The organism is Bradyrhizobium sp. CAR08 (assembly GCF_052871955.1).
This window is the reverse complement of record NZ_JBIXJX010000002.1, coordinates 227,895-254,745: the sequence shown is the minus strand read 5'-3', so window position 1 is coordinate 254,745 and position 26,851 is coordinate 227,895. Positions and strand designations below refer to the sequence as shown.

The 26,851-nt window shown below is 63.5% G+C and carries 28 protein-coding genes; 9 read left to right on the top strand and 19 right to left on the bottom strand.

Going from position 1 to position 26,851, the window contains the following annotated elements:
* The first annotated feature begins 13 nt into the window (after positions 1-13).
* The gene (glsA, locus tag ACIPUD_RS04890) at positions 14-1,861 is read left to right on the top strand and encodes a glutaminase A (RefSeq protein WP_085352808.1); all 1,848 of its coding nucleotides are present in this window, start codon (positions 14-16) and stop codon (positions 1,859-1,861) included.
* 5 nt (positions 1,862-1,866) lie between these two features.
* Here the strand turns inward: glsA and ACIPUD_RS04885 are convergent, their stop codons facing one another.
* Together ACIPUD_RS04885 and ACIPUD_RS04880 are read right to left on the bottom strand one after the other, a co-directional pair.
* On the bottom strand, positions 1,867-2,169 hold the full coding sequence (locus ACIPUD_RS04885; RefSeq protein ID WP_026233761.1) for a nucleoside triphosphate pyrophosphohydrolase family protein: 303 nt from the start codon (positions 2,167-2,169) through the stop codon (positions 1,867-1,869).
* A gap of 26 nt (positions 2,170-2,195) precedes the next feature.
* The gene (locus tag ACIPUD_RS04880; RefSeq protein ID WP_085352807.1) at positions 2,196-2,723 is read right to left on the bottom strand and encodes a carboxymuconolactone decarboxylase family protein; all 528 of its coding nucleotides are present in this window, start codon (positions 2,721-2,723) and stop codon (positions 2,196-2,198) included.
* Here ACIPUD_RS04880 and ACIPUD_RS04875 point away from each other — a divergent pair.
* A complete protein-coding gene (locus ACIPUD_RS04875; protein WP_158091581.1) occupies positions 2,722-2,892 on the top strand; it encodes a hypothetical protein in 171 nt (56 codons plus the stop codon). The two genes, ACIPUD_RS04880 and ACIPUD_RS04875, sit on opposite strands and share 2 nt — an antisense overlap.
* Before the next feature lie 436 nt (positions 2,893-3,328).
* Here the strand turns inward: ACIPUD_RS04875 and ACIPUD_RS04870 are convergent, their stop codons facing one another.
* The 12 genes from ACIPUD_RS04870 to ACIPUD_RS04815 form a co-directional block, all read right to left on the bottom strand.
* Positions 3,329-3,688, bottom strand: a complete 360-nt coding sequence (locus tag ACIPUD_RS04870) for a Zn-ribbon domain-containing OB-fold protein (RefSeq protein ID WP_018459237.1) — start codon at positions 3,686-3,688, stop codon at positions 3,329-3,331.
* Positions 3,685-4,821, bottom strand: coding sequence for a thiolase family protein (locus ACIPUD_RS04865; RefSeq protein WP_446480205.1), 1,137 nt, complete (start codon positions 4,819-4,821; stop codon positions 3,685-3,687). The genes ACIPUD_RS04870 and ACIPUD_RS04865 overlap by 4 nt, the downstream gene beginning before the upstream one ends.
* Positions 4,818-6,041 (bottom strand): CaiB/BaiF CoA transferase family protein, encoded by a 1,224-nt coding sequence (locus ACIPUD_RS04860; protein WP_446480204.1) that lies wholly within the window; start codon positions 6,039-6,041, stop codon positions 4,818-4,820. Before ACIPUD_RS04860 ends, ACIPUD_RS04865 begins: the two co-directional genes overlap by 4 nt.
* 121 nt (positions 6,042-6,162) lie before the next feature.
* Positions 6,163-6,369 carry a hypothetical protein gene (locus ACIPUD_RS04855; protein ID WP_018459240.1) on the bottom strand — a complete coding sequence of 69 codons (207 nt, stop codon included), beginning with the start codon at positions 6,367-6,369 and terminating at the stop codon, positions 6,163-6,165.
* 118 nt (positions 6,370-6,487) lie between these two features.
* Complete coding sequence (locus ACIPUD_RS04850; protein ID WP_446480203.1) at positions 6,488-7,657, bottom strand: acetyl-CoA acetyltransferase; 1,170 nt, start codon at positions 7,655-7,657, stop codon at positions 6,488-6,490.
* A 59-nt stretch (positions 7,658-7,716) separates the two neighbouring features.
* Complete coding sequence (eda, locus tag ACIPUD_RS04845; protein ID WP_446480202.1) at positions 7,717-8,367, bottom strand: bifunctional 4-hydroxy-2-oxoglutarate aldolase/2-dehydro-3-deoxy-phosphogluconate aldolase; 651 nt, start codon at positions 8,365-8,367, stop codon at positions 7,717-7,719.
* Positions 8,368-8,380: 13 nt separating this feature from the next.
* Positions 8,381-9,361, bottom strand: a complete 981-nt coding sequence (locus ACIPUD_RS04840) for a sugar kinase (protein WP_446480201.1) — start codon at positions 9,359-9,361, stop codon at positions 8,381-8,383.
* Between the two features lie 23 nt (positions 9,362-9,384).
* On the bottom strand, positions 9,385-10,371 hold the full coding sequence (gene denD / locus ACIPUD_RS04835; protein WP_247369214.1) for a D-erythronate dehydrogenase: 987 nt from the start codon (positions 10,369-10,371) through the stop codon (positions 9,385-9,387).
* Positions 10,372-10,450: 79 nt separating this feature from the next.
* Complete coding sequence (locus tag ACIPUD_RS04830; protein WP_007592322.1) at positions 10,451-11,326, bottom strand: carbohydrate ABC transporter permease; 876 nt, start codon at positions 11,324-11,326, stop codon at positions 10,451-10,453.
* 2 nt (positions 11,327-11,328) lie between these two features.
* On the bottom strand, positions 11,329-12,276 hold the full coding sequence (locus ACIPUD_RS04825) for a carbohydrate ABC transporter permease (RefSeq protein ID WP_007592324.1): 948 nt from the start codon (positions 12,274-12,276) through the stop codon (positions 11,329-11,331).
* Between the two features lie 66 nt (positions 12,277-12,342).
* Positions 12,343-13,656, bottom strand: a complete 1,314-nt coding sequence (locus ACIPUD_RS04820) for an ABC transporter substrate-binding protein (protein WP_018459245.1) — start codon at positions 13,654-13,656, stop codon at positions 12,343-12,345.
* 78 nt (positions 13,657-13,734) lie between these two features.
* Positions 13,735-14,796, bottom strand: a complete 1,062-nt coding sequence (locus ACIPUD_RS04815) for an ABC transporter ATP-binding protein (protein ID WP_007592328.1) — start codon at positions 14,794-14,796, stop codon at positions 13,735-13,737.
* A gap of 201 nt (positions 14,797-14,997) precedes the next feature.
* Here ACIPUD_RS04815 and ACIPUD_RS04810 point away from each other — a divergent pair, with 201 nt between their 5' ends.
* From ACIPUD_RS04810 to ACIPUD_RS04780, 7 genes are all read left to right on the top strand, one after another.
* On the top strand, positions 14,998-16,098 hold the full coding sequence (locus tag ACIPUD_RS04810) for a LacI family DNA-binding transcriptional regulator (RefSeq protein ID WP_247297558.1): 1,101 nt from the start codon (positions 14,998-15,000) through the stop codon (positions 16,096-16,098).
* 122 nt (positions 16,099-16,220) lie between these two features.
* Positions 16,221-18,050, top strand: a complete 1,830-nt coding sequence (locus tag ACIPUD_RS04805; protein WP_085352800.1) for an IlvD/Edd family dehydratase — start codon at positions 16,221-16,223, stop codon at positions 18,048-18,050.
* A 113-nt stretch (positions 18,051-18,163) separates the two neighbouring features.
* Positions 18,164-18,895, top strand: coding sequence for an SDR family oxidoreductase (locus ACIPUD_RS04800; RefSeq protein ID WP_446480200.1), 732 nt, complete (start codon positions 18,164-18,166; stop codon positions 18,893-18,895).
* 15 nt (positions 18,896-18,910) lie between these two features.
* Positions 18,911-19,657, top strand: a complete 747-nt coding sequence (locus ACIPUD_RS04795) for an SDR family NAD(P)-dependent oxidoreductase (RefSeq protein ID WP_018459249.1) — start codon at positions 18,911-18,913, stop codon at positions 19,655-19,657.
* Positions 19,658-19,664: 7 nt separating this feature from the next.
* Entirely contained in the window at positions 19,665-20,057 is a 393-nt protein-coding gene (locus ACIPUD_RS04790) for a GFA family protein (RefSeq protein WP_018459250.1), read from the top strand.
* Between the two features lie 161 nt (positions 20,058-20,218).
* Positions 20,219-20,899 carry a site-2 protease family protein gene (locus tag ACIPUD_RS04785; RefSeq protein WP_026233763.1) on the top strand — a complete coding sequence of 227 codons (681 nt, stop codon included), beginning with the start codon at positions 20,219-20,221 and terminating at the stop codon, positions 20,897-20,899.
* Between the two features lie 62 nt (positions 20,900-20,961).
* Positions 20,962-21,384 (top strand): hypothetical protein, encoded by a 423-nt coding sequence (locus ACIPUD_RS04780; RefSeq protein WP_018459252.1) that lies wholly within the window; start codon positions 20,962-20,964, stop codon positions 21,382-21,384.
* On the opposite strand, the gene ACIPUD_RS04775 is transcribed toward ACIPUD_RS04780, so the two are convergent.
* The 5 genes from ACIPUD_RS04775 to ACIPUD_RS04755 are packed head-to-tail and all read right to left on the bottom strand — an operon-like array spanning position 21,372 to position 26,661.
* Positions 21,372-22,187 (bottom strand): energy transducer TonB, encoded by an 816-nt coding sequence (locus tag ACIPUD_RS04775; RefSeq protein ID WP_085352796.1) that lies wholly within the window; start codon positions 22,185-22,187, stop codon positions 21,372-21,374. The genes ACIPUD_RS04780 and ACIPUD_RS04775 overlap by 13 nt on opposite strands.
* 9 nt (positions 22,188-22,196) lie before the next feature.
* Positions 22,197-22,652: a TonB system transport protein ExbD gene (gene exbD / locus ACIPUD_RS04770; protein ID WP_018459254.1), complete on the bottom strand. Its 456-nt coding sequence runs from the start codon at positions 22,650-22,652 to the stop codon at positions 22,197-22,199.
* A 3-nt stretch (positions 22,653-22,655) separates the two neighbouring features.
* Positions 22,656-23,576, bottom strand: a complete 921-nt coding sequence (gene exbB, locus ACIPUD_RS04765) for a tonB-system energizer ExbB (protein WP_085395901.1) — start codon at positions 23,574-23,576, stop codon at positions 22,656-22,658.
* Entirely contained in the window at positions 23,573-24,262 is a 690-nt protein-coding gene (locus ACIPUD_RS04760) for a Fe2+-dependent dioxygenase (RefSeq protein WP_018459256.1), read from the bottom strand. Before ACIPUD_RS04760 ends, exbB begins: the two co-directional genes overlap by 4 nt.
* A 2-nt stretch (positions 24,263-24,264) precedes the next feature.
* Positions 24,265-26,661 carry a TonB-dependent receptor gene (locus ACIPUD_RS04755; RefSeq protein WP_231188603.1) on the bottom strand — a complete coding sequence of 799 codons (2,397 nt, stop codon included), beginning with the start codon at positions 26,659-26,661 and terminating at the stop codon, positions 24,265-24,267.
* Positions 26,662-26,851: the final 190 nt, after the last annotated feature.

Genomic DNA, 26,851 nt, shown 5'->3' with positions numbered 1-26,851 from the left:
ACAAAGAGAGGCAATGAAACCGCTTTCGCCTCTCGCTACCGCCTGGACCCGCTCGAAGCCGCCTTTGCTGCGGTTTCTGGACAATTGCCTCAACGAATTCTCGGCAGAGACCTCGGGCGCGGTCGCCGACTACATTCCCGAGCTCGGCAAGGCCGATCCTGCCTGTTTCGGCATCAGCCTCGCGACCCTGGACGGTCATGTCTACGAGGTCGGCGACTCCAGGGCGCCCTTCACCATCCAGTCGATGTCAAAGCCGTTCGTGTTCGCGCTGGCGCTGGACCTGCTCGGCGCAAACAGGGTGGAGAGCGCAATCGGCGTCGAGCCCTCCGGCGATCCTTTCAACTCGATCCGGCTCAACTCGGAGAATCATCCATTCAACCCGATGGTCAATGCCGGCGCGATCGCCTGCACCGGGCTGATCCACGACAGCAAGGGTCCGGACGCCTTCGAGCAAATTCGCCTCGCGCTCAGTCGTTTTGCCGGCCGCGACCTCGCCGTCGACGAGGCCGTCTACGCTTCCGAAAGCCAGACCGGCGACCGCAACCGCGCCATCGGCTATCTCCTCAAGACCAATGCGGTGATCTCGGACAATGTCGCGGCCGTACTCGACGTCTATTTCCGGCAATGCGCGGTGCTGGTCACCGCGCGCGACATCGCCGTGATGGCGGCAACGCTCGCCAACCGTGGCGTCAACCCGGTTACCGGCGAGCAGGTGCTGACGCCTTACGCGATCTCGCGCACGCTGTCGGTGATGACGTCGTCGGGCATGTACGACTATGCCGGCGAATGGATCTACCGGATCGGCATCCCCGCCAAGAGTGGCGTCGGCGGCGGAATTCTCGCCGCACTCCCCGCCCGCCTCGGGCTCGGCAGCTATTCGCCAAGGCTCGACAAGCACGGCAACAGCGTGCGCGGCATCAAGGTCTGCGAGGCGCTGTCCTCGCATTACGATCTGCATATGCTCAACCGCAGCGACGACGCACGCAATGCCGTCATCGCCGATTACGACATCGGCAAGAGCCCGTCGCGGCGCGTGCGCCGCCCGCAGGAGCGCGATATTCTCGCAGCCCACGAGCAGGAGGTGCGGATCATCGAGCTGGTCGGCACGCTGTCGCTGTCGGCGGTCGACTATGTCTCACGCCGGCTTGCGGGCCGGCCGCGGCCGCAATTCGTGATTTTCGATCTCCACCGCGTCACCTCCACCACACGCGCCGGGGCGCGGCTGGTGGCTGAAGCGTTCGAGGAGCTGGCGGCGCTGAATGTGACCGTCGTCCTGTCAGGCGTCAGGCGCGCCTCCAAAGAATGGGACAGCCTGCGGGAGTGGACCGCGGAGCTGAAGAACGTCCGCGACTTCTATGTGCTCGACACCGCGATCGAATGGGCCGAAGACCAGATCGTCTACCGCTATGGCGGCTCGATCGATTTTCACGAGACCACCGAGCTTTCCGAGCAGCCGCTGCTCGCAGGCCTCAGCGCGGAAGAGCTGACCGACCTCGCCTCGATCTGCACGATCCGGATCTATCAGTCTGGCGCGAAAATCCTCACCACTGGCGCCGCAGCCGATTCCCTGTTCTTCCTGCGCAGCGGCGCGGTGCATGTCACCCTGCCCGACGGAGTGCGGCTCGCAACACTCACCGCCGGCATGGCGTTCGGCGAGATGGCCCTGATCGAGACCACCCGCTCCGCGGACGTGTTCGCGGATATGGCTGCGACCGCGTTCGAGGCGCCTCTGAAAGCGTTCGAGCGCTTCCGCAAGCAGCACCCGCACGCCAGCGAACGCATCATGCGCAATCTTGCGCAGCTTCTGGCCGAGCGCCTGATCGTCGCCAACGCCAAAGTGGATATCTTGACCTCCACCTGAGCGGCCTAGCGGCTCGCCGCCTCGCTGATCCGCCGCTTGATCTTGGCGGCACTGGTCTTGAGCAGCTCCGATGGCTGCTGGCCGGTCGCCACGCAGAGGCAGGCCCAGTAATAGATGACATCGCCGAGCTCTTCGACGAGGCCCGCCTGGTCGAGCCAGTCATCGCGGAGCAGCTTCTTGATATGGTCGGCGACTTCGCCGGACTCGCCGGCGAGGCCGAGCCCGAGATAGGACAGCCGTTCGTTCGACGGACGCTCATCGACTTTCGCAATCGTTGCAGCCCAGGCGGCATATTCATCGATCGTCATGAGCATCCCTCACAGCAATTGCTCGATCAGCCGACCACTTCGGTGACCGGCTGAAGGTCGATCTCGAAGGTCTCCAGAAACTTTGACGTCATGATGTAGAATCCGACCGAGAGCTGCAGTTCAACCAGTGCGGCCGGCGTCAGCTTCGATGAGATCGCCTTGAAGGTCGCATCCGTCGGCTTGTTCAGCTTGACGATCTCGTCGGTGAAGGCGAGCGCGGCGCGCTGCACTTCATTGAAACAGTTCGCGGCCTGCCAGTTCTCGAGCGCCTCGTTCTGCTCGTCGGTGACGCCGACATTCTTGCCGATGCGCTTGTGCGCGACGATCTCATACGGCGCCTCGCACAAAATGCCGGTTCGGGTGATCGCGAGTTCGCGCACGATCGGATCGAGCTCGCCCTTGTGGCGGATGGCGCCGCCGAGCCGGCAGTACTGCTCGAAATAGCTCGGCGAATGCGACATCATCCGGAAGATGTTGGCATTGCGGTTCTTGTCGAGGATCTCCCGGGTGCGGTCGGATGCCTTGGACGGGTCGCTGTAGTTGATGCGGGCCATGATTTTCCTGAAGTTTTTCCCTAAGCCTTTGATGCTTTTTGTCGTTAGCGGCGAAATTTCCACGAAACTGTATTCTTGCGCGTCCGCAGGAGCAACAACATCGAGTCAAAATGCCGCCGCATTGCTGAACGACCTTGGCACAGTCGATATTCGCCGCGTGGGGACTTGATCGCGGCGGATACTCGCAAGGGGAGTTCCGAGTAAAAACAATTGGCCGTTGGGCGCTAACCGCGCATCGATGAGTCACGCCCAAGTCTAGGGAGAAAATGGAATGAAGGAAGCCACCAAGGGGGCGGCCTCGGAAGCGTTCGCGCATATGCTAGCGGTGATGGCGATGCTCGTCATCGCCAGCATCCTGTTCTACGGGCGCTAGTTAAGAGTCGGGTGAGAGCTTTCGTCATTCCGGGGTGGCCCTCGCACAGGCCAGGCCCAGAATTCCCGTTCCAGGCTCGGTCTCTCAGGACCGCCCCCGAATGACGGATCCCACCGCTCGCGTTGCCGCAATAGCCCGGATGGGGCGCGCAATCCGGGAAAGTCTATCGGTGAGGCGAAAACCCGGATTTCGGTCCGCTCCATCCGGGCCACATTGGAGCATCTAAATTTCACTATCTGTCTTTGGCGAAGAACGGCACCAGCTTGCCGGCGAACAGTTTGAAGCTCGCACTGACCTCATCGCCGATGGCGAGATCATTCTCACCATGCGCCATCATGCGAAAACCCTCGGCGCAATCGACCAGCAGGATGTTGTAGGGCACGTACGCGCGCGTCTCGGGCGTGGCGGCGCGGCAGACCAGCGACGTCGCGTAGACCCTGCCCTTGCCGCTGGCGCACTGCTCGCGCGGATCGGACGCGCCGCAGGCCGCGCAGAAGGCGCGACGAATATACTGCACATGGCCGCATGCGGTGCAGGTCTGATAAATGACGGCCTGTTCGCCCTTGGTCCAGTCGGCTAGACGCTCGCTCATCGCACCCGCTCCAGGAACATGCTGACGTGAGACGACAGCACGCCGCCGTCGCCGTGCAGCAGCGCGATCGAGGCGTCGCGCACCTGACGATTCGCCGCCCGCCCCGTCATCTGCAGATGCGTTTCGACGAGATGCGCCATGGCGCCACCAACGCCGCAATGACCGTAGCTGAGCAGGCCGCCATGGGTGTTCAGCGGCATCGCTCCATTGCGGCTGAAATGGCCAACGCGCACGCGCGCGGCTGCCTCGCCTCGGCCAGCGAGGCCAAGATCTTCCAGCAGCATCGCGAGCGTGATCGTAAAGCTGTCGTAGATCGCGGCGTAGCGCACGTCGGAAACGGCAAGGCCGGTAACCTCCCTGGCGCGAGCGACGGAGATCTCGGCGCCGAGCTCGCTCAGGGCGGGGGCTGCAGTGACGTGCTGATGGGTATGGGCCTGGGCACAGCCGCGAATGCGCACGCCGGCCTCTCCGGTCCGCTCGCGACTGATGACGAAGGCTGCGCCGCCGTCGGACACCGGGCAGCAATCGAGCAGCTTCAGCGGCATCGCCACCGGCTTCGAGGCCATGACGTCAGCGACCTCGATGGGATCCTGGAATTGCGCACCAGGATGAGTGCAGGCGTGGGTGCGCATCAGCACCGCGAATTCGGCGAGGTCTTCTTCCGTCACGCCGTACTCGTGCATGTATCTGTTAGCGACGAGGCCGTAATAGGCGGGGATGGTCGGGCCGAGCGGCAGTTCGTAGTCGGGATGGCCGACCTGCGCCAGCGCTTGGATCGAGGCGTCGCGGCTCTGTCCAGTGAGGCGGTTCTCGCCGGCCACGACGAGCACATTGCGGGCGACGCACGCTTCGACGAGATGATGGGCGAGCATGGTCATCGCGAGCCCGGTCGCGCCACCGACCTGGACGGCATGGGCGTAACTGGGGCGGATGCCAAAATGCTCGGCAAAAACGGTCGCCAACATGATGTGCGGCGAGACGGTGGAGTAGCCGCAGAGGATGCCGTCGATCTCGGCACGCTTGAGCCCGGCATCGTCGAGCGCAGCCTGCGCGGCCTTGCTCATCAGCTCCAGCGAGGACGAGTCTTCGTGCTTGCCGAAAGGCGTGAGACCGACGCCGGTGATGAAGCTCATGGGCGCACCAGTGCATCGTCATTCCGGGGCGGCGAACGGGTGACGCCATCGCGGACCATGGCGTCGATCTCGTCGGCGGAATAGCCGATCTCGCGCAGGATTTCCGCGCCGTGCTCGTTGAGCTGCGGCGCGAGCCGCACCGGTTCGGCTTCGGTTTCGGACCAGGTGGCCGTCACCCTCATGCTCCGGATCGGCCCTTCAGTTGGATGGTTCACCACTGGGAAAAAGCCGGTCGCCTCCAGATGCTCATCGTGCAGCATCGACGCGAGGTCGTGCATGGGCATCACCGGCACGTCGGCCTTGGTGAGCAGGTCGATCCATTCCGCGGTGCTGCGCGTCTCGAAGATGCGCGCGAGCTCGGCATAGACGACGTCGATATTGGCGGCGCGGCCGGCGAATGTCGCGAACATCGCGTCGGCGCGCAGGTCGTCGCGTCCCGTCGCCTCAAAGAAGTTCTCCCACTGCTTGTCGTTGTAGACGATGACGCTGAGATAACCGTCCGATGTCTTGTAGGGCCGGCGGTCGCGCGAGAGGTGGCGGGCGTAACCGCCCTTGTCGAGCGGGGGCTCATAGGTCAATCCGCCCATGTGGTCGCCCATGACGAAGCCGGCCATGGTCTCGAACATCGGGATGTCGACGCGCTGGCCGCGGCCGGTGCGGTCGCGGTGCACGAGGCTGGCGCAGATCGCGCCCACGGCAGTCAAGCCTACGATGCGATCGACCAGTGCGTTCGGCACATAGCGCGGCACACCGTCACCGGTCTGCGCCATCAAGGCGGGCAGCGCGGTGGCGCCCTGGATCAGATCGTCATAGGCCGGTTTTGCAGCATAGGGCCCGTCCTGGCCGAAGCCGAACACGCCGGCATAGACCAGCCGCGGATTGATTTTGGAAACAACGTCATAGCCGAGTTGAAGCCGCGCCATCGCCTGCGGGCGGACGTTGTAGACGAGAACGTCGGCGTCTTTCAGCAAGCGGAGCACGGCCTCGCGGCCGGCGGGCTTCTTCAGGTCAAGGCAGATCGAGCGCTTGCTACGGTTGGTGTTGAGAAACACCGGGCCCATGCCTGCGTGCCGCATCGGGCCGATCAGGCGGGTGACGTCGCCGTCCAGAGACTCCACCTTGATGACGTCTGCGCCGTAATCGCCGAGCATCTGGGTCGCATAGGGGCCCATCAGCACGGTGGTCATGTCGACGACCTTGATGCCCTTCAGCGGCCCCATCGTTCGCTCCCGATTGCGCGGCCTCAAGTGAGGCCTGCGATTTCGGTCCAGCTAACGGCAGTGGCGGCGCATGCGCAAGAGCCGCCGGCGTATGGCCGCATGCGCCGGCGGCGAAAGGCGGCTATTTCTTCTGACGGGAATCGCGAATCTTGAGGAGGCGGTCGAGCTCATCATTCTGCTGGTTGATGCGGTCAGCGATCCGCGACTCGTTCTGCTCACCCGAGGCGGCCGCGGCCTGCTCGATGAGCTGGCGGATATTGTCCTCGAGAATCGCGATGCGATCGTTGAGTGCGTCCATCGACAGCGAATCTTCGTAGTCATTGCTCATGATGCATCCCCTGCAAATCGATCAAGAGCTTTAAGGGCCCCCAGCGGGCCCACCATGATCTAGCGCAAGATAAGAAGGTGGGCACGGCGCTTCACGCCTTGCCTACCGTGCAGCAGCCTTACTTCAGCGGCTCCAGCACGGAGACGTAGTTGGCAACCGCCGCACCGCCCATGTTGAAAATGCCGCCGAGCTTTGCATTCTTGAGCTGCATGCCCTCGGGCGCTTGGCCGGCGAGCTGCATCGCGGTCATCACGTGCATGGAGACGCCGGTGGCGCCGATCGGATGGCCCTTGGCTTTCAGGCCACCGGACGGATTGACCGGCAGCTTGCCGTCCTTGAGCGTCCAGCCTTCCTTGATGGCACGGGCACCCTGCCCCCGCGGCGTCAAGCCCATCGCTTCGTACTCGATCAGCTCGGCGACGGTGAAGCAGTCATGGGTCTCGACGAAGGAGAGATCGGAAAGTGTAACGCCCGCCTTCTCCAGTGCGCGCTGCCAAGCGACCGTGCAGCCCTCGAACTGGAGGATGTCGCGCTTGGACATCGGCAGGAAATCCTGGGCGTGCGCGGTGGCGCGGAAGCCGATCGACTTGCTCATGCCCTTGGCGGTTTCCGCGTCGGCCAGCACCAGGGCAGCGGCACCGTCCGAGACCAGCGAGCAGTCGGTGCGCTTCAGGGGGCCGGCGACGTAGGGGTTCTTCTCGCTCTCGGCGCGGCAGAAGTCGAAGCCAAAGTCCTTGCGCATCTGGGCGAAGGGATTGGCGACGCCGTTCTTATGGTTCTTGGCCGCGATCAGCGCCAGTGCATCGGACTGGTCGCCGTATTTCTGGAAATAGGAGCTGGCGATCTTGCCGAACACGCCGGCGAAGCCGCCGAAAGTGTCGCCGTCCTCGGGCAGATAGGACGCCTTGAGCAGGTTCTTGCCGATCTCCGGGCCCGGCGTGCGCGTCATCTGTTCGACCCCGACAACGAGGACAATCCTGGCCGCGCCGGCCGCGATCGCGCGCACGCCCTGATGGACGGCGGCGGAGCCGGTGGCGCAGGCGTTCTCGACCCGGGTCGCCGGCTTGAAGCGCAGCTTCGGGTCGGCCTGGAGCACCAGCGAGGCGGTAAAATCCTGGGGCGAGAAGCCGGCGTTGAAATGGCCGAGCACGATCTCGTCGACATCGCCGGCCGAAATGCCGGCATCCGCCAGCGCCTCATTGGCTACCTTCACCACAAGGCTTTCCACGGTCTCGGTGTCGAACTTGCCGAACGGCGTATGCGCCCATCCGACGATGCTGGCGGTCATGGTCATTCTCCCTGGCGCTCTCTTGCTGACCTAAGTCTTAGCTCAGGGATGGCAAGACTTCACGCGGGTTTAAGGGCCTCGAGGGTGCGCTGGCAGATGGCAGTTATGCCGGCCCAGTTCCCGGCCCTGATCTCCGCCGTCGGGCACAGCCAGGAACCGCCGACCGCGACCACATTGGGCTCCGCGAGCCAGGTTGCCGCATTGGCCTCGCCGACCCCGCCGGTCGGGCAGAACCGCACGTTCGGGAACGGCCCACCCAGCGAGCGCAGCCCCTTGATGCCGCCGGCCTGCTCGGCCGGGAAAAATTTTGCAATGTCGAAGCCGTAGGACAGCGCCATCATCAGCTCGGAGGCCGTGGCGATACCCGGCGCAAACGGCAAGGAGCTATGGGTGGCGGCCTTCAAGAGGTCCGGGATCAAGCCCGGGCTGATGCCGAACGCAACGCCGAGCTTCTCGACACGGGTAAAGTCGGCCGGATTGAGAATCGTGCCGATGCCGACCACCGCCTCGGGCACCTCGGCCATCATCGCCCTCGCCGCCTCGATCGCAACAGGGGTACGCATGGTCACCTCCAGCGTGCGGACGCCGCCGGCCACCAGCGCACGCGCCAGCGGCACCGCATCCTGGATACGCTCGATGGTGAGGACGGGAATGACAGTCGCGGCCTTGAACAGCGCGGCGAGGTGGTTCTGTTGGGCAGTCGTGGTCATCTTGGCTTTCGTTTCACTTGGTCGCTTGACGCGTGGTCGCCGGCCGATGCCGTTTCTTCGGCGGCATGGCATAACCCGGAATGATGGCGCCGGAATAGCAGATGACGAGGCTGGCGAGGCGGTGCCCGGCCTGCGCGGCCTCGACCGGGTCGGAACCGGCGAGCCGTGCCGCGATATAGGCCGCCGCAAAGCTGTCGCCGGCCGCGGTGGTGTCGACCACGGGCTTGGTCATGGGCTCTGCGCGGACCTCGTAGGGCCCCCCGGGAAAGCGCAGCAGGCTGACCGGCTCGGCGAGCCGGAACACCAGCTCGGGGCTTGGGATGCGCGCCATCAACTGCTCGTGGCTTTCGCCGGGATAGAGAGCGAGCAGATCCTCGGTCGAGGTCAGCACGATGTCGGCTGCCGCGAAGGCCGCTGAAAACACCTCGCGCGCGACCTCACGATCCGGCCATCCCCGCGCGCGAAAATTGGTGTCGAACACGAAGCGGGTGCCAAGCAGACGCGCGCGCTTGATCGCCGCGAGCAGGCGCTCGCGCCCAGCCGTGTCGTAGATCGAGAGCGTGATCGCAGAGAGATAGACGATGTCGTAGCTCATCAGCGAGTTGAGGAGATCGTCCGTCTCCGGCAGGTTCATCAGCTGGCGCGCCGCCGCACTGTCGCGCCAGTGGAAGAACTGGCGCTCTCCCTTCGCATCCAGCTGGATCATGTAGAGGCCGGGCAGCTTGCCCGGCAGCCGCGCGACGCGCCTCGTGCCGACGCCCTCCGCAGTCCAGGCCGCGATCATCTCATCGCTCAGGGCATCGTCGCCAAGCGCGGTGAAATAATCGACCTTGACCTCGAGCCGCGCGAGGTAAACGGCCGTGTTGAGGGTGTCGCCGCCGAATCCACGCGAGTAGAGGCCCCCGCCCTGCCCGCTGGAAGGTCCGGCGGATTGTCCACCCTGGGCCTGCCGGAGCTCGACCATGCATTCGCCGATGCAAGCAACGCTCGCCATCACTTTACCCGCTCAGTCAGAGATCAGGCGACGAAATTGCCGCCGAGCTCGTCTTCGATGTGAATGCGGATGATGTCGTCGAAAGTCTTCTCGGCAGTGGTGAAGCCGAGCTCGAGCGACCGCTTTGCATTGAAGTTGCGCGGCCAGCCGCCGACGATGCTGACGATAAAGGGATCGGGCTCCCGCTTGATGCGGGCGGCGACCTTGTCGCCGGCGACGCGCTTCAGCGCAGCGATCTGCTCGCCAACCGTCGCCGACAGACCCGGCATGGTCAAATTACGGCGCGGCCCCACCGCGGCGAGGTCCATGGTGCCGGCATGCAGCAGGAAGCCGACGGCGGAGCGCGGCGTGGCATGCCAGTGGCGGACGTCCTCGGACACGGGAAGAACCGCTTCCTTGCCGGCCAGCGGCTCGCGCAGGATGTTGGAGAAGAAGCCCGATGCCGCCTTGTTGGGCAGGCCGGGCCTGATGCAGATGGTCGGCAGGCGGATGCCGATGCCATCGAGGAAGCCGCGGCGGGAATAGTCGGCCAGCAGTAATTCGCCGATCGCCTTCTGCGTACCGTAGCTCAGAAGCGGCGTGTGGAAGAACTCGTCGCCGATCGCATCGGGGAACGGCGCGCCGAACACCGCGATCGAGGACGTGAAGACCACGCGCGGCTTGTAGCCGCCGCCTGCAAGCCTGACGGCATCGAGCAGCATTCGCGTGCCGTCGAGATTGATGCGGTAGCCCTTGTCGAAATCGAGCTCGGCTTCGCCCGAGACGATCGCGGCGAGATGAAAGATCACGTCCGGACGGCCGGCGATCAGCTTTTCGGCCGCACCCGGCACGGCGAAATCGCTCGACACGGTCTCGACGGCAAAACCGGCTCTTTCGGGCGCCTTCGGCTCGACCACGTCATGCATGGTCAGCTTGGTGATGTCGCTCTTGCCGAGCCGGCCGTCGCGCGACAACCGTTCGCACAATTTGCGGCCGACCATGCCGGCGGCGCCCAGAACCAGAATGTGCAAGAGCCTACTCCTTTTTATTGGCCGGAACGCGCCGATTTCGGCGATTCGTCCTGGCGCGCTCTCGAGGCAGGCCCCGCGATCATTCCTTCACGGCGCCGGTCATCGCCGACACATAATACTCGACGAAGAAGGAATAAAGGATAACTACGGGAACCGAGCCGGTCAGAGCCGCCGCCATCAGGGCCCCCCAGTGGTAGACGTCGCCATTGACGAGCTCGGTGATCGCGCCGACCGGGATCGTCTTGTTTTCGGACGAGGAGATGAAGGTCAGCGCGTAAATGAACTCGTTCCAGGACAACGTGAAGGCGAAGATGCCCGCCGAGATCACGCCCGGCAGCGAAAGCGGCAGCGTGATCTTCATCAGAATCTGCAGCCGCGTCGCCCCGTCGATCAGCGCACACTCCTCCAGCTCATAGGGGATGGTGCGGAAATAGCCCATCAGGAGCCAGGTGCAGAACGGGATCAGGAAGGTCGGATAGGTCAGGATCAGCGCCAAATTGCCGTCGAACAGCCCGAGCTGAAACACGATCGCCGCCAGCGGAATGAACAGAATGGAGGGCGGCACCAGATAGCCGAGGAAGATCGCAAGGCCGACATAGCGCGAGCCCTTGTAGCGAAGGCGTTCGATCGCATAGGCGGCGCAGACGCTGGCGAACAGGGAGATGAAGGTCGAGGACACCGAGACGATCACGGTGTTCCACATCCAGAGCGGATAGTCGGTGTCGAAGAACAGCTTCTTGATGTGCTCCAGCGTCGGATGCACGATCCAGAACGGATTGTACTTTTCGTAGTCGTACATCTCCGCGTCCGGCTTGAACGTCGCGACCGCCATCCAGTAGAACGGGAACAGCAGGAAGAAGATGATCAGGCCGAGCGGAAGGTAGACCCGAAAAAACTTCCGCGGGAAGCTCTCGAGATAGTCCATTCCGACGCTTTGGTCGTCTGCCGTGGTCATGGTCAGTCCCTCCCGCCCTGCTGCCAGCGGGAACGCTGAAGCCCGAAAAAGCTGAGCAGGATCGCCGCGACCAGGAACGGAATCATCGCGTTCGAGATCGCCGCCCCCTCGCCGAGATTGCCGCCGGTGATGGCGCGCTGGAACGACAGCGTCGCCATCAGATGGGTGGAGTTGATCGGTCCACCCCGCGTGATGGTGTAGATGAGCTGAAAGTCGGTGAAGGTCATCAGCACCGAGAACGTCATCACGACCGCGATGATCGGCGACAGCATCGGCAGCGTGATGTGGCGGAAGCGCTGCAGATTGGTGGCGCCGTCGAGATTGGCGGCCTCATAGAGCGAGGGCGAGATGGTCTGTAATCCCGCCAGCAGCGTGATCGCCACGAAAGGCACGCCGCGCCAGATATTGGCGGCGACGACCGACCAGCGCGCATTCCAGGGATCGCCAAGGAAATCGATATAGCGCGTGATCAGGCCGGCCTTGATCAACACCCAGGAGATGATCGAGAACTGGCTGTCATAAATCCACCAGAACGCGATCGCAGAGAGCACCGTGGGCACGACGAAGGGCAACAGCACGATCGCCCGGATCATCGACTTCATCGGCAGCCGCTCGTTGAGCAGCAGCGCCAGGTAAAGGCCGATGGCGAATTTCACCGCGCTGGCGGCGACCGTGTAGAAGATCGTGTTGAACACCGAAAGCCAGAACACTGAGTCCTTCGCCAGCGAGACGAAATTCTGGAAGCCGATGTAGCGCCCGGCGCCGCCGATCTTGGTGTCGGTCATGCCGAGCCAGAAGCCCAGCGCCAGCGGGTAAGCCAGAAACAGGATGAGGATGGCGATTGCCGGCACCATGAACATCGCGCCGAGGAAATGCCGGCTCTCGAATGCTCTGGTCCACAAGCTGCTGCGCTTGGCCTGCGCAACAGTGGACTCGGCCATAACTGCCATGTCGGATTCCCCTCGACGAAAAGTCGCGGCGTCCGGCGAACCGGACGCCGCGTAGATTGGAGCTGATCAGACCTGATAGTAGCGCTTGGCGCGCTCGGCTGCGCGTGCGGCTGCCGCCTTCGGCGTCACCGAGCCCGACGCCGCCTCGGCGAACATGTCGACGACGACGAAGTCGCCCATCACCGCGGCCGAGGCATAGCCGAGATCGCCGGCATAGCCGTTGTCGCGGCAGCGCTTCAGGCAGTCGCGATAGGGCGTGATCTTCGGATCCGACGTCCACACCGGGTTGTCGTTGTAGGCCGGAAGCGGCGGCGACACGTAGCCGTTGGAGGAGACCTCCCAGGCGTCGTAGTTCGCCTTGTCCATCATGAACTTGATGTATTCCTTGACCGCCTTCGGATACTTCGAGTGCTTGTAGCCGTAATAAACCAGCACGTTCTGCTGCTCGGTCGACACGCCGACCGGACCGATCGGCATCGGCGCGTGGTTCATGTCCTTGGCGATCTCCTGCTGCTTCGGATCGGTCGAGTTCTTTCCGACGGTCCAGATCGAGATGCCGTTCAGCGTCAGGCTGAGCTCGCCGTTGAGGAACGCCTTGTTGTTGTTCGAGTCGTTCCACGACAGCACGCCGGGGATGAAGGTCTCGTAGAGCTGCTTGACGTATTCGAGCGCGGCGATCGTCTCCGGCGAGTCGATCACGACCTCGTTCTTTTCATTGACGACTTTGCCGCCGAAGGCCCACAGCGCCCACTGGCACCAGCCGTTGGCGTCACCCGTGGCGTGGCCGAGCGCGAAGCCGGCCGGCGTGTTGTTCTTCTTCAGCGCCTGGCAGAGCTTGAGGAAGCCGGCAGTGTCCTTGGGAAATTCATCGAAGCCGGCGGCCTTCACGTGGCTAACGCGATAGTTCAGGCAGCCGCCGGTCGCGCCCTGCGGAATGGCGATCCAGCTGTTGCCCTTCTTGCCGTAGCGTTCGGCAACCGGGTACCAGCCGCCATACTGCGCGCCGAGATAGTCGGCGACGTCAGTCATGTCGATCAGCTTTTCCGGGAATTTGTGGGGATCATCGAGCGTTCCGATGATCAGGTCGGGACCGGCGCCGACATTGGCGGCGACCGCGGCTTTGGGGCGGATGTCCTCCCAGCTCTCGGCCTCGAGCTTGATCTTGACGCCGGTCTTCTCGGAGAACGCCTTGGTCTGCTCGGCGAATTTGTCGAACTCGGCCTGAATGAACTGCTTCCAGCGCAAGACGCGGATGGAAGCGTTCGGCTCGGGCGTGTTGGTCCACTCCGCCGCGCGTACCGGGACAATCCCCGGGCCAGCCAGCAGCGCCGCGCCGCCCAAACCGACTTTAAGCACACTTCGCCTGTCGAAATCGCTCATCGTTCTCTCCCTAAATTTTATATTTGTATTGGGTCGTCTTGTATTGGGGCAGTTCTGCTTGGCAGTTCTTTGGCGTCGCTATACGCGTTTGCCCGTCGCCTCGTCGAACAGATGAATCACGGAAGGATCGGGCTTCAGCTTGACCTTGTCGCCCGGGTTGAACTGGTGACGTTCGCGGAAGACCGCGACGACCTGCTCACCACCGAGCTTCGCAAACACCTGCGTTTCCGAGCCGGTCGGCTCGACCACGACGATCTCGGCATCGGCGCCGTCGTCAGCGATGGTGAAATGCTCGGGACGCACGCCGTAAACGACAGGACGCCCGTCGGACGCCGCCGGCGCGTTCCTGAGCGGCAGCTTGACGCCATTCGGCCCCTCGAAGGTCGCAACGCCGTTGACCCGCACATGACCCTTCAGGAAGTTCATGGACGGCGAGCCGATAAAGCCGGCGACGAACTGGTTCTCGGGCTTGTCGTAGAGCTCGAGCGGCGTACCCATCTGCTCGACGATGCCGTCATGCATGACCACGATTTTATCGGCCATGGTCATGGCCTCGATCTGATCGTGGGTGACGTAGACCGTCGTGGTCTTCAGCCGCTGGTGCAGCTCCTTGATCTCGGTGCGCATCGCGACGCGCAGCTTGGCGTCGAGGTTCGACAAGGGCTCGTCGAACAGGAACACCTGCGGATCGCGCACGATGGCGCGGCCCATGGCGACGCGCTGGCGCTGGCCGCCGGAGAGCTGGCGTGGATAGCGTTCGAGCAGCGGCGACAGCGCCAGAATCTCGGCGGCGCGCTTGACGCGCTTGTTGATCTCCTCGGTGCTCTCGCCCCGCAGCTTCATCGAGAAGCCCATGTTCTCGCCGACCGTCATGTGCGGATAGAGCGCGTAGTTCTGGAACACCATCGCAATGTCCCGCTCCTTGGGCTGGACATTGTTGACGACGCGGTCGCCGATCGAGATCGTCCCTGAGGTGATGTTCTCGAGACCGGCGAGCATGCGCAGAAGCGTCGACTTGCCGCAGCCGGAGGGACCAACCAGGACGACGAACTGGCCGTCCTCGATCGGAATCGAAACGCCGTGCAGGACTTCAAAATTGCCGAACGATTTCCGCACGTCGCGGATTTGCACAGACGACATCTAGCTCCCTCCTCGAAAGTCCACGACGCATCTCGCGCCGCGACCGTCTTGTTTTTTCAGACTTCACCGAACGAAGCCCAACTTAGCGGGCGACATTGTCGGCAGTTTGCGCGGTTTTGGCAATTTGTCTTTGGTTAGTCCGTGCTGGTAGCGCTGTCAACGTTCCTTTGTTTGCGACAGTGAGTGTGTTAAGAGCAGCAAATGGGTCGAAACCGCACCAAGTCAGGCAAAATCCGGCTGGCGGAAGTCGCCGAGCTCGCCGGCGTAAGCCCGATCACAGCGTCCCGCTTCTTCCGCAATCCCGAGGCGCTGTCGGTGGCCAAACGGACCCGGGTCGAAAGCGCGGCCAGGGAGCTTGGCTATGTGCCGAACCTGGCGGCGCGCGCGTTGGCCTCGCAGCGCACCGAGGTGATCGGTGTCTTGATTCCGTCGCTGACCAATAACGTGTTCTCCGACGTGCTACGCGGCATCTACGACGCCTCCGAAAACAGCCGTTACTCGATCCAGTTGTCCAACACACGCTACAGTATTCTCCAGGAGGAGAAGCTGCTGCGGCTGTTTCTTGCGCAGAAGCCGGCCGGGCTGATCGTCACCGGCATCGACCAGACCACGGAATCGCGCGCAATGCTCGATGCCGCCGACTGCCCGATCGTGCAGATCATGGAGATCGGACCCAATCCGATCGACATGATGATCGGCTTTTCGCACTATGACGCAGCCCGTGCGGCGGTTGCGCATCTGTTCGCGCAAGGTCACCGCAAGATCGGTTTCGTCGGCGCACGGATGGATCCGCGGGTGCAGCGCCGGCTCGACGGATACGTCTCGGCCATGAAAGACGCCGGACTGTTCGACCAACGCCTCGTCGTCACCACGGCGACTCCGACCTCGGTAACGCTCGGAGGCGCCCTGTTCACCGATCTCCTGGCGCGGGAGCCCGGCATGGACGCGGTGTTCTGCGCCAATGACGACCTCGCGCTGGGTGTGCTGTTCGAATGCAGGCGCCGCGAGATCGCGATCCCCGAACAGATCGCGATCGTAGGCTTCAACGATCTCGAATTCATGGCCTCCGCCGTCCCGACTTTGACGAGCGTGCGCACCAACCGCTACGAGATGGGCAACACGGCCGCCAGCATGTTGATCGAGGCGATCGACGGACGGCGCCCGGAGCACCCGGTGCTCGATCTCGGCTTCAAGGTGATCGAGCGGCAAAGCTCGTCGGCCCGGCGTTCCGACAACCGGCCAGCCGTTTCAGGCGGGGGCGTCGCGAACAAAATGGTAGCGTTACCAAGTGGCCATGACTAGTATCGGATTTGTGAGGAAACGACCCGCCAGCGGGCAGGCAAATCGTCGCTCGCGCCGTTGGGCATCGCACAAGCCGATACCATAAAACGGACGCCAGTGCGTTTGCATTGCAGGAGAAACCAATGACAAAAAAACCAACCAATGGGCATGCCCCCGCCGGCAACGGTGCTCGCCGCCACCTCCGCTCGCAGGAATGGTTCAACAATCCGCATAATCCGGGCATGACCGCGCTCTATATGGAGCGCTATTTGAACTACGGTCTCACCCGCGCCGAGCTCCAGTCCGGCAAACCGATCATCGGCATCGCGCAGACCGGCAACGACCTCTCCCCCTGCAACCGCCACCATATCGAGCTTGCCCATCGCGTCCGCGAAGGCATCCGCGAGGCCGGCGGCATTGCGATGGAATTCCCGACCCATCCGATCCAGGAGACCGGCAAGCGCCCGACCGCGGCGCTCGACCGCAACCTCGCTTATCTCGGCCTCGTCGAAATCCTCTACGGCTATCCGCTCGACGGCGTGGTGCTGACCACGGGCTGCGACAAGACCACGCCGGCCTGCATGATGGCGGCGGCGACCGTCAACCTGCCCGCGATCGTGCTGTCGGGCGGGCCGATGCTGAACGGCTGGCACAATGGCGAGCGCACCGGCTCCGGCACCATCGTCTGGAAATCGCGCGAGCGCCTCGCCGCCGGCGAGATTGACTATGAAGAATTCATGGAGATCGTGGCGTCATCGGCGCCCTCGGTCGGCCATTGCAACACCATGGGCACCGCTTCGACCATGAACGGGCTCGCGGAAGCGCTCGGCTTCTCGCTGCCGGGCTGTGCGGCGATCCCCGCCCCCTATCGCGAGCGCGGCCAGATCGCCTACGAGACGGGAAAACGCATCGTCGACATGGTCTGGGAAGACCTCAAGCCTTCGGACATCCTGACCCGCAAGGCGTTCGAGAACTGCATCGTGATCAATTCGGCGATCGGCGGCTCGACCAACGCACCGATCCACATTAACGCGCTGGCGCGCCACATCGGCGTCGAGCTCTCCATCGACGACTGGCAGAAGGTCGGCCACGACGTGCCGCTGCTGGTGAACATGCAGCCGGCCGGCTTCTATCTCGGCGAGGAATTCCACCGCGCCGGCGGCGTGCCGGCCGTGGTGCGCGAACTGATGAAGCACAAGCGCATCCACGAGGACGCGGTCACGGTCAACGGCCGCGGCATCGGCGAGAACTGCGCCAATGCGCCAAAACCCGACAACGACGTGATCTGGTCTTACGACAAGCCGCTGGTGAAGGACGCCGGCTTCCTGGTGCTGAAGGGCAATCTGTTCGATTCCGCGATCATGAAGACCAGCGTGATCTCCAAGGAATTCCGCGATCGCTACCTCAGCAACCCGACCGATCTCAATGCATTCGAGGGCCGCGCCATCGTGTTCGAGGGTCCCGAGGACTATCACGAGCGGATCGACGATCCCTCACTCGAGATCGACGAGCGCTGCGTGCTGTTCATCCGCGGCACCGGCCCGATCGGCTATCCCGGCGGCGCCGAGGTCGTGAACATGCAGCCCCCTGCGGCGCTGATCAAGCGCGGCATCATGTCCCTGCCCTGCATCGGCGACGGCCGCCAGTCGGGCACCTCGGGCTCCCCTTCGATCCTCAATGCTTCGCCGGAAGCCGCCGCCAATGGCGGGCTCGCGATCCTCAGAAACGGCGACAAGGTGCGCGTCGATCTGAACAAGGGCAGCGCCAACATTCTCATCTCGGACGACGAGGTGAAGAAGCGCCACGCCGAGCTCAAGGCCAATGGCGGCTTCAAGCATCCGCCGAACCAGACGCCGTGGCAGGAGCTTTATCGCAACACCGTCGGCCAGCAGTCGACCGGTGCCTGCATGGAGCTCGCTACGCGCTATCAGAACGTCGCCGGCACATTTGGCGTAGCGCGGGATAATCACTGAGTTAGGAACACGTAGCCCGGGTGAGCGGAGCGACACCCGGGACATCCGCTCCCGGATATCGCGCTCGCGCGCTCATCCGGGCTACGGCACTGAGAAAATCGAGGAGAATACAAATGGCAGACCGCCTCAAGGGAAAGCGCGCCGTCATCACGGCTGCAGCGGCAGGCATCGGGCGCGCATGCGCCATTGCATTCGCGCGTGAAGGCGCAACCGTCATCGCCACCGACATCAATGAGAGCGGCATCGCGAGGCTGGCTAAGGAAGGTATTGCCGAGACTGCGAAGCTCGACGTGCGCAGCACCGCCGACGTTAACGCCTTCGCCAAGCGCGTCGGCAAGGTCGACATCCTGCTCAACGCGGCGGGCTTCGTGCACCACGGCACCATCCTGGAGTGTTCGGAAGAGGATTTTGATTTCTCGTTCGACCTCAACGTCAAGTCGATGCACCGGACCATCAGGGCCTTCCTGCCGGACATGCTCGCGGGCGGCGGCGGCAGCATCGTCAACATCTCCTCCTGCGCGGCGCTGCGGCCGCCGGCCAACCGTTACGTCTACAGCGCCTCGAAGGCAGCGGTGTCGCTGCTGACGCGCGCGGTCGCGCTCGACTTCATCACCAAGGGCATCCGCTGCAACAGCATCTGCCCGGGCACCGTCGAGACGCCTTCGATGCTCGACCGTGCCGCAGCGCAAGGGCCGCAGGGCAAGGAGATGTTCGTCTCCCGCCAGAAGATGGGCCGGCTCGGCACCGCCGACGAGATCGCATCCATGGCGGTCTATCTCGGCAGCGACGAGAGCGCCTTCACCACCGGTGTCGACCTCGTGGTCGACGGCGGCTACATGCTCTGACGCCAGAGGCCCGGCATGAACAAGATCGATCTCAACGGCCGTGTCGCCATCGTCACCGGCGGCGCGCAGGGCTTTGGCCGCGCCATTGTTCAGCGCTTCGTCGCCTCCGGCGCCAAGGTCGCGATCTGGGATTTTGATGCAGCCCTGGCCGAGAAGACGGCAAAGGAAATCGGCGATAACACCTGCGTCTTCAAGGTCGACGTCACCGATACCGCGGCCGTCGAGCAGGCCCGCGACGCGACGCTGGCCGCCTTCGGCAAGATCGACATCCTCGTCAACAATGCCGGCATCGCCGGCGTCAACAAGCCGGTCTGGGAGACCGATCTCGAGGAATGGCGGAAAGTTCTGCGCATCAACCTCGACGGCCCTTTCATCGTCTGCAAGGCGATCGTGCCTTGGATGCTCAAGCAGAAGTACGGGCGCATCGTCAACATCGCCTCGATCGCCGGCAAGGAAGGCAATCCCAACGCCTCGCATTATTCGGCGTCCAAGGCCGGCCTGATCGCGCTGACCAAGTCGCTCGGCAAGGAATTGGCCGCACACGACATTCTCGTCAATGCGGTGACTCCCGCGGCTGCGAAGACGGCGATCTTCGACCAGATGACGCAGCAGCATATCGACTTCATGCTGTCGAAAATCCCGAAAGCGCGCTTTGTGCTGGTGGAAGAGCTAGCCGCGATGGTGAGCTGGCTCGCATCCGAGGACTGCGCGTTCTCGACCGGCGCCGTGTTCGACATCTCGGGTGGGCGGGCAACCTATTGAGGCAGCCATGATCCGAGAAGGCGGATGTCTGTGCGGCGCGGTGCGGTTCAAGGCGGAGGGCGAGCCGCTCAACGTCCGCATCTGCCATTGCCGCCTCTGTCAGAAGGCGATGGGCTCGCCCTACTTCGCCCGCGCGCAATTCGACCAGCGCGCACTGACTGTCGAGGGCGACACCGAGCGCTATGCGTCGTCCGAGAACATCGACCGCGTGTTCTGTAAGCGCTGCGGCACGCGCCTGTTCGCCTGGCGGCGCAACGGCACGCTGGCTGGCGTTGCGCTGGCGACCTTCGACGATCGCAACGCGTTTGTGCCCACCGAGCACATCTGGGTCAGCGAAAAGATGGGCTGGGTGACGATCGAGGACGGCATGATCCGATATGACGGGACGATCCCGACGTAGCTCATCCGGCGCCAAGGCTCCACGTCACGGCCGCTGGTCTCGCCGATCATTTGCGGCGTGGCATTTCGGGACCGCCCACCCTATGTTGGGGTGACGCGTTGCTGCACCACCGGTTGGCTGGGTCGGCTGCAAGACCGCAGGCAAACCGGGACGGACGAGCCGTGAACATTTCCTTGTATGACCTCTCGGTGTGGGTGCTGCCGCTGGTGCTCGCCATCACCTTCCACGAGGCTGCCCACGCCTTCGTCGCACATCGTCTCGGTGATGATACCGCATGGCAGCTCGGCCGTGTCAGCTTCAACCCGCTCCGCCACATCGACCCGTTCGGCACGCTGATATTGCCGGCGATGCTGCTGTTCGCGCATTCGCCATTCCTGTTCGGCTATGCCAAGCCTGTGCCGGTGAATTTCCGCAAGCTCAACGACCCCAGACTCGGCATGGTCTGGGTGGCGCTGGCCGGGCCCGCCACCAACATCCTGCTGGCGCTGTCCGCAGCTCTTGCCCTGCACGCCCTGCCCTGGGCCCCAGCGAACTCGGCGCAATGGATCTTTGACAATCTCAAGAACGCACTGCTGATCAACGCGGTGCTGGCGGTGTTCAACATGATGCCGATCCCGCCGCTCGACGGCGGGCGCGTCGCGGTAGGGCTGCTGCCCCGGCCACTCGCCCTCCCGCTGGCGCGGCTCGAGCCGTTCGGGATGCTGATTCTGATCGGCTTGCTGATCCTGCTACCGCTGGCAGGCTCGCAGTTCGGTCTAAATCTTGATGTTATTTCAGCAATACTGCGAACGTTGACCGGTTATGTGATTCAGGCTGTTCTCATTCTGACCGGCAATACGTAGTTGAACAGCACACCCGAACACAAGCCGAAGGGCTCGAGGCCGACTTGGTCAAAGCTGCCGATATGCTGATCGCGCGACGCGCTGATACCCGCGCTCGCGCCGATTTTGCCACCTGGAAGATGATGGCCAAGCTCAACGGGTCGTCCGCGCTGCCTCCGGAGGCGCAGGAGTTCCTCCTGAGCTACAAGAACCTGCGGGCGCAGATGAACGAGGGTGAGGCTACCGAGGCCACCATCGGCGCCATCTACAAGGCCTACTATGCCGAGATGGGCGGCGCGGGAACTCCACCTGACGTCCGCCCCCGGGCGGCTGAACCGGCGGCGGACAATGTTACCGCTTTCCGCCGCCCCGAACCGAAGCTGAAGAAGGCCAGCTTCTTCCGGGCAGCGACCGCGGGCGCAACCCAGAAGCGGCCGCTCCCGGTGGCCCTGATCTTCGCCTGCCTGGTCGTGGTCTATGTCGGGATCAGGCTCTACTGGCGCTGAGCCGTCTTCTTCTTTTTCCTTGCGTCCGGCGGCGTGAAGATGATGTCGACGGTGCGCTCGAACCGGTCGTCGGTCAGGCTGGCAGGCGGCTGCGGGATGGGATCGGATTTGCGGACAATCGAGATCGCGGCCGCATCGTAAGCTGCATCCCCGGACGACTCGACAACGTCGACTGAAAGCACGTTGCCCCGTCGGTTGATCGCGAAGCTGACCTTGACTTTCTGATTGTTGGGCTCCTTGCCTTCCGGATTGACCTTGTGGGCCGTAAGGTGCGCGCTAATCTTGCGATTCCAGTCTGCCGTGAGCTTTAGAATGTCCTTGCCGATGCCCAGCACGGGCGCCAGTGCCTTCTCGGCCTCGCGCGCGTCCTCGTCGAGCGTCTGCCGCGCCGTCGCAACGGACTTCGGCGAGGCCTCCGCAGCGGGCGTTTCGACCGCCGCAATCTTCGGATCCTCGTCCTGCGGCTTCTTCGAAATGTTCTCGGTGACGACCCGATCGGGATCGTCGACCTGTTGCGACTGATCCTTTGGAAGCTCGGTTTCCTTGGTCTCGGCCTTTTGCTCGGGAAGCGCCTGCTGCTCCTGCATCGCTTCACTATCCGGTCCCGGCGGAAGGTCGGTGTCAGGCGCCTTCGGCGAGGCCATCTCGACAGCGAACTCCGCGCCGGCCGCGCCGAGGCCGTCATCGGCGTCATCGGCCCGCAGGTGCGCCAACGCGAGCGCGGCCCCGCCCAGATGGAGCGCGAGCGCCGCCATCGCTGCCAAAATCCAAAGCGTCCGGGCTGGTCTGGACTCGTCCGACATAGCGGGCCTCTAAGGCTGAGCGGCGCCTGCCGCGGGCGCCCCCGGAGCGCCTTCCAGCGCAACCAACTTCACCCGCGAATAGCCGCCTGAGCGCAACAGCTCCATGACGCCCATCAACTCGCCATACGGCACCGAGCGATCGGCGCGCAGGAACACGTACTTGTCCTTGCTCATGTCGGACAGCCCGTCGAGGGTGCCGATCAACTCGGCGCGGTGGACCGGGTTCTCTCCGATGGCAAGCGTCAAATCGGGCTTGATGCTGAGATAGGTCGGCTTGTCCGGCTTCTTCTGCGGCGTCGCGCTCGACGTCGGCAGATCGATCGGCAGGTCGACGGTCGAGAGCGGCGCTGCGACCATGAAGATGATCAGCAGCACCAGGATGACGTCGATGAACGGCGTGACGTTGATTTCATGCGTTTCGCCGAAATCGTCGTCGTCATCATTGTCTGCGAGCGAAACGCCCATGGTTCACTCCGCCGCGCGCGAATGCACGCTGCCGTGGCTGCGGTCGAGATCGCGCGAGAGCAACCGCCCCGCCGCGCCCGAGGCACGGCTGACGAGCTCGAGATAGCTCTTCGTCACGCGCGAGAAGTAATTGTAGATGATGACGGCGGGAATGGCGGCGACCAGACCGATCGCGGTGGCGAGCAGCGCCTCGGCGATACCGGGCGCAACGACGGCGAGGTTCGTGGTCTGCGACTTCGAGATGCCGATGAAGCTGTTCATGATGCCCCACACCGTGCCGAACAGGCCGACGAAGGGCGAGGTCGAGCCGATGGTCGCGAGCACACCCATGCCGACGCGGATGCGCCGCGCCTCCGCGCGCATGATCTCGGAGAAGCTCGAAGCCGCCCGCTCCTTGATGCCGGTGTCACTGGACAGGCCGGCCGACATCCGCGCCTCCCGCAGCGCCGCCGCCAGGAAGGACGGCAGGATCCCCGCTTTGGAGCCGAGCGCCATCTGCGCTTCCGCGAGCGAGCGCGCCTCCGCGATCTTCTTCAGCGCCGAGCGAAGCTTGGTCGCGGCGATCGACAGCTCGATCGACTTGGCGATCAGCACCGTCCAGGTCATCAGCGATGCAAAAGCGAGCCCGATCATCACCGCCTTCACGATGATGTCCGCCGACATGAACATCACCCAGGGCGACAATTCCTTCATGGCGGGCGCGATGCCGGCTGCAGTATCGGACTTTGCAGCCGCAGGCGCGGCAGCTTGCGGCGCCGCAGGCGGAGCAACAACCGGGGCCGGGCCGACCGGGGACGGCTGAGCCGTCGACTGGACCGGTGCCGCGGGCGTGGCCTGTGTCTGGGCGGAAACAGGGGATGCAAGCCAGGCGGCCGCCAGCACAAGAGCTGCGGCAAGGCTTGCTTGGAAGGACATGATCTTCATACTTCGGCCCAGTAGCGAATGAGGTTGTGATAGATACCCGTCAATTTGACCGTTTCGGGATCGTCACGCCCGAGCCGTTCCACCAGCGCCTGTATCGCGGTGTCGAGGTCAAAGATCATGCTCCGGGCTTGATCGTCCCGTATCATGCTCTGAAGCCAGAAGAAAGACGCAACCCGCGTTCCCCTCGTCACCGGGGTGACCAGATGGAGGCTGGTCGAGGGATAGAGCACGCAGTCCCCGGCCTGCAACTTGACTTCGTGCGAACCGTAACTGTCCTCGATCACAAGTTCGCCACCGTCGTACTCCTCCGGCTCGGCCAGGAACAGCGTCACCGACAGGTCTGTGCGGATGCGGAGGCCGGTCAGGCGGTCGCCGCGGATGGCATTGTCGACGTGCAGGCCGAAATGGTGGCCGCTGCTGGCTGCATAGCGGTTGAACAGCGGCGGGAATATCTGGAGCGGGATCGCCGCCGCGATGAAGCGCGGGTTCGAGGTCAGCGCCGAAATGATGCGGTTGCCGAGTTTTCGCGCGACTTCGCTGTCGGGCGGCAATTGCTCGTTGCGCTTGACCATCGCCGACTGCGAGCCGGCGGTGGAGCGCCCGTCCTCCCAATCGCTGGCGTCCATGATGCGGCGGAAATCCGCCACATCATCCTTGCTCAGAACGCCAGGCAGGCACGTCAACATGATCAGAACTTCGCCGTCGTCACGAGGTAGAACGCCCGTCCCGGCGCGACCGCCACGAAAGGCACGGCACTGCGATAGAACGAGTCGTAGTAGAGCTTGTTCGTCAGGTTCTGGGCGTAGAACTTCATGGTCCAGTTCTGGTCGATCTTCTTCTCGAGGAACGCGTCGAACCGCCAATAGCTCGGCAACTCGTTGGTGTTGGCCGCGAACGTGCCGCCATAGACCTTCGATCGGTACACCGCCTGCCCGCCGAGTTCCCAGCCGCCGTCGAACTTGTACTTGGTCAACATGCTGAACGATTGGTGGGCTATGTTGGCGAGTTGCAGACCGAGATTCGAGGCAACGCCGCTCTGCGTGACCTTCGACTGCATCAGCACCAGGCCGCCAAAAATGCTCCAGCGGTCGGTGAGCTTGCCCTCGGCCTCGATGTCGATGCCCTGGATCCTGTAGGCGGCGCCCGAAGTCAGCACGCTGTTGACGGTCTCGCGCGCATTGTCCTTGGTCGTCTGGAACAGCGCACCGGTCACCAGCAGGTGACGGTCGGCAAGCTCCCATTTGGTGCCGAGCTCGATTGCCTTGTTGCGCTCGGGTCCGAGCAAAACGGTCGTGTTGGGCGGAACACCACCGTAATCGGTCGCGGTCGCATCAAGCTCCGACCCGAACGGATTGGCCGAGGTCGCATAGGCTGCATAAAGGCTGCCGATCGAGATCGGCTTGTAGACCGCGCCGACATTGTAATTGACAAGATCGGCGTTCATTTTTAGGGCGGGGGGCGCGTTGACTGACGCACTCATATTATAGCCGTCGTAGCGCACGCCGCCATTCACAATGATGGTGTCCTGCCAGTTCGCAGTGTCCATGACGTAGACGCTGCTGGTGTTGACACCATAGCGCGTGGGATTTCCAACCAGCGATGGCGTGTTGCTGAAGGGAATGTAGGTGTACTGCGGCGAGTAGAGGTTGACCCCCGTGACCGCTCCGTTGCTGGTCGAGCCGCCGCCGAATAGTTCCGACGAGAGGCCGGTGTAACGGTCGATCGAGATGTTCTCGTTGGCGTATTCCACGCCGAACACCGCGGTGTGCTTGACCCCTCCGGTGACGAGCTTGAAAGTGGCCTCGTTCTGGTTGGCCCACACGTCGACGTTCTGGAAGCGGCTCTGCGCGCTGGCCGTGGTGGTCCAGAGCAGCGGATTGGGGCTGGTCGTGTTCGGGTTCTGCGGCAAGGTGCCGATGTAGTTCAGCAGCGAGTGCTCGCCGCGAACCTTGCTGGTCAGCGTAATGGCATCGTTGACCTTGTACTCGATCGTTCCGGTGCCGAAATCCTGCCGTGCGGTCTGGAAGTCGCGATTCAGGAAGCCGTACCAGTTTCCGCGCGGAATGCCCGCCGACGTCACAGGGACATTGCCCTGCCTGTAGAAGGGCACGCCGAAATCCGGGTAGCCGCTAAGATCGGTGTGGACATAGTTCGTCGTGATCTTGATGTCGTTGGTCGGGGTGTACTTGGTCGAGATGAAAGAACCCCAGCGATCGTCGGTGATATAGTTGCGGCCGGCGACGTTGGCGTCCTGGAACAGGCCGCCCACGCGCACGGAGAAGGTCGGATCGACGACCTGGTTGACGTCGAGCGTGACGCGCTTGGTTCTGTCGGTGCCGAACTCGGTATCCATCCGCTTGAAATTAACGTCGCCCGCCTGCTTGGTGACGATGTTGATGGCACCGCCAGCGGTGCCGCGGCCGGCGTAGGACGAGGCGGGGCCCCGCAGGATCTCGATCTGCTCGGTGAAGAAGTTTTCGCGGATTGAGACCGCGGGATCGCGGATACCGTCGATGAAGACGTCGTTGCGCGCATCGAAGCCGCGGATGAAGAAGCGGTCGCCAAACGCGTTGCCGCCCTCGCCCGACCCCAGCGTCACGCCAGCGGTGGAGCGCCCGATCTCCTTCAGCGTCGTGGCGTTCTTGTCCTCGAGAACTTCCTTGCTGAGCACGGTGATGGTCTTCGGCGTGTTCAGCATCGGCTCGGGAAACTTGCCGGAGGCCTGGACGTGGTCGACCTTGTATGGCGCCGCCGGATCCGAATACGGATTGCGGTCAACCTCGCCGGACGGCGTGGTGGGAGCGGTCTGCTGCGCCGCCTGCTGCCGCTGCGCGGCGCGGCGAAGCGCATTGCGCGCGCGGACCTGATCCGCCGTCGGCTTCGAAGCCACCGGGCGCGGACGCGCGACCGGCGCATCGACCGTCACCGGCGGCAGGTTCGACTGCTGAGCCTCCGCGCCGCTCGACACCGATGCTGCTGCGATCAGGCCGGCGACAGCGGAGACCTTCTTGCCGGAAACGCTCGTGAACTTTTCATCGAATGCTGCGACCGAACGCAACGACTTCGGTGCGACCACCTGCCCCATTACCAAACACGCCCCATATTCCAGTTCGCCCATTCACTTCGATGAGCGATTGGAGTGTTGGTATCGGCCGCAAAATTGCGGGTCAATGCGAGTAAGCCGCGAGAACGCTTGAATAAGTCCAGATCAAAGCGATTCTAAACTGCCGTTTGAAATCGTTCTAAATCGAGATTGGAGTCGTTCTAAAGAGCGC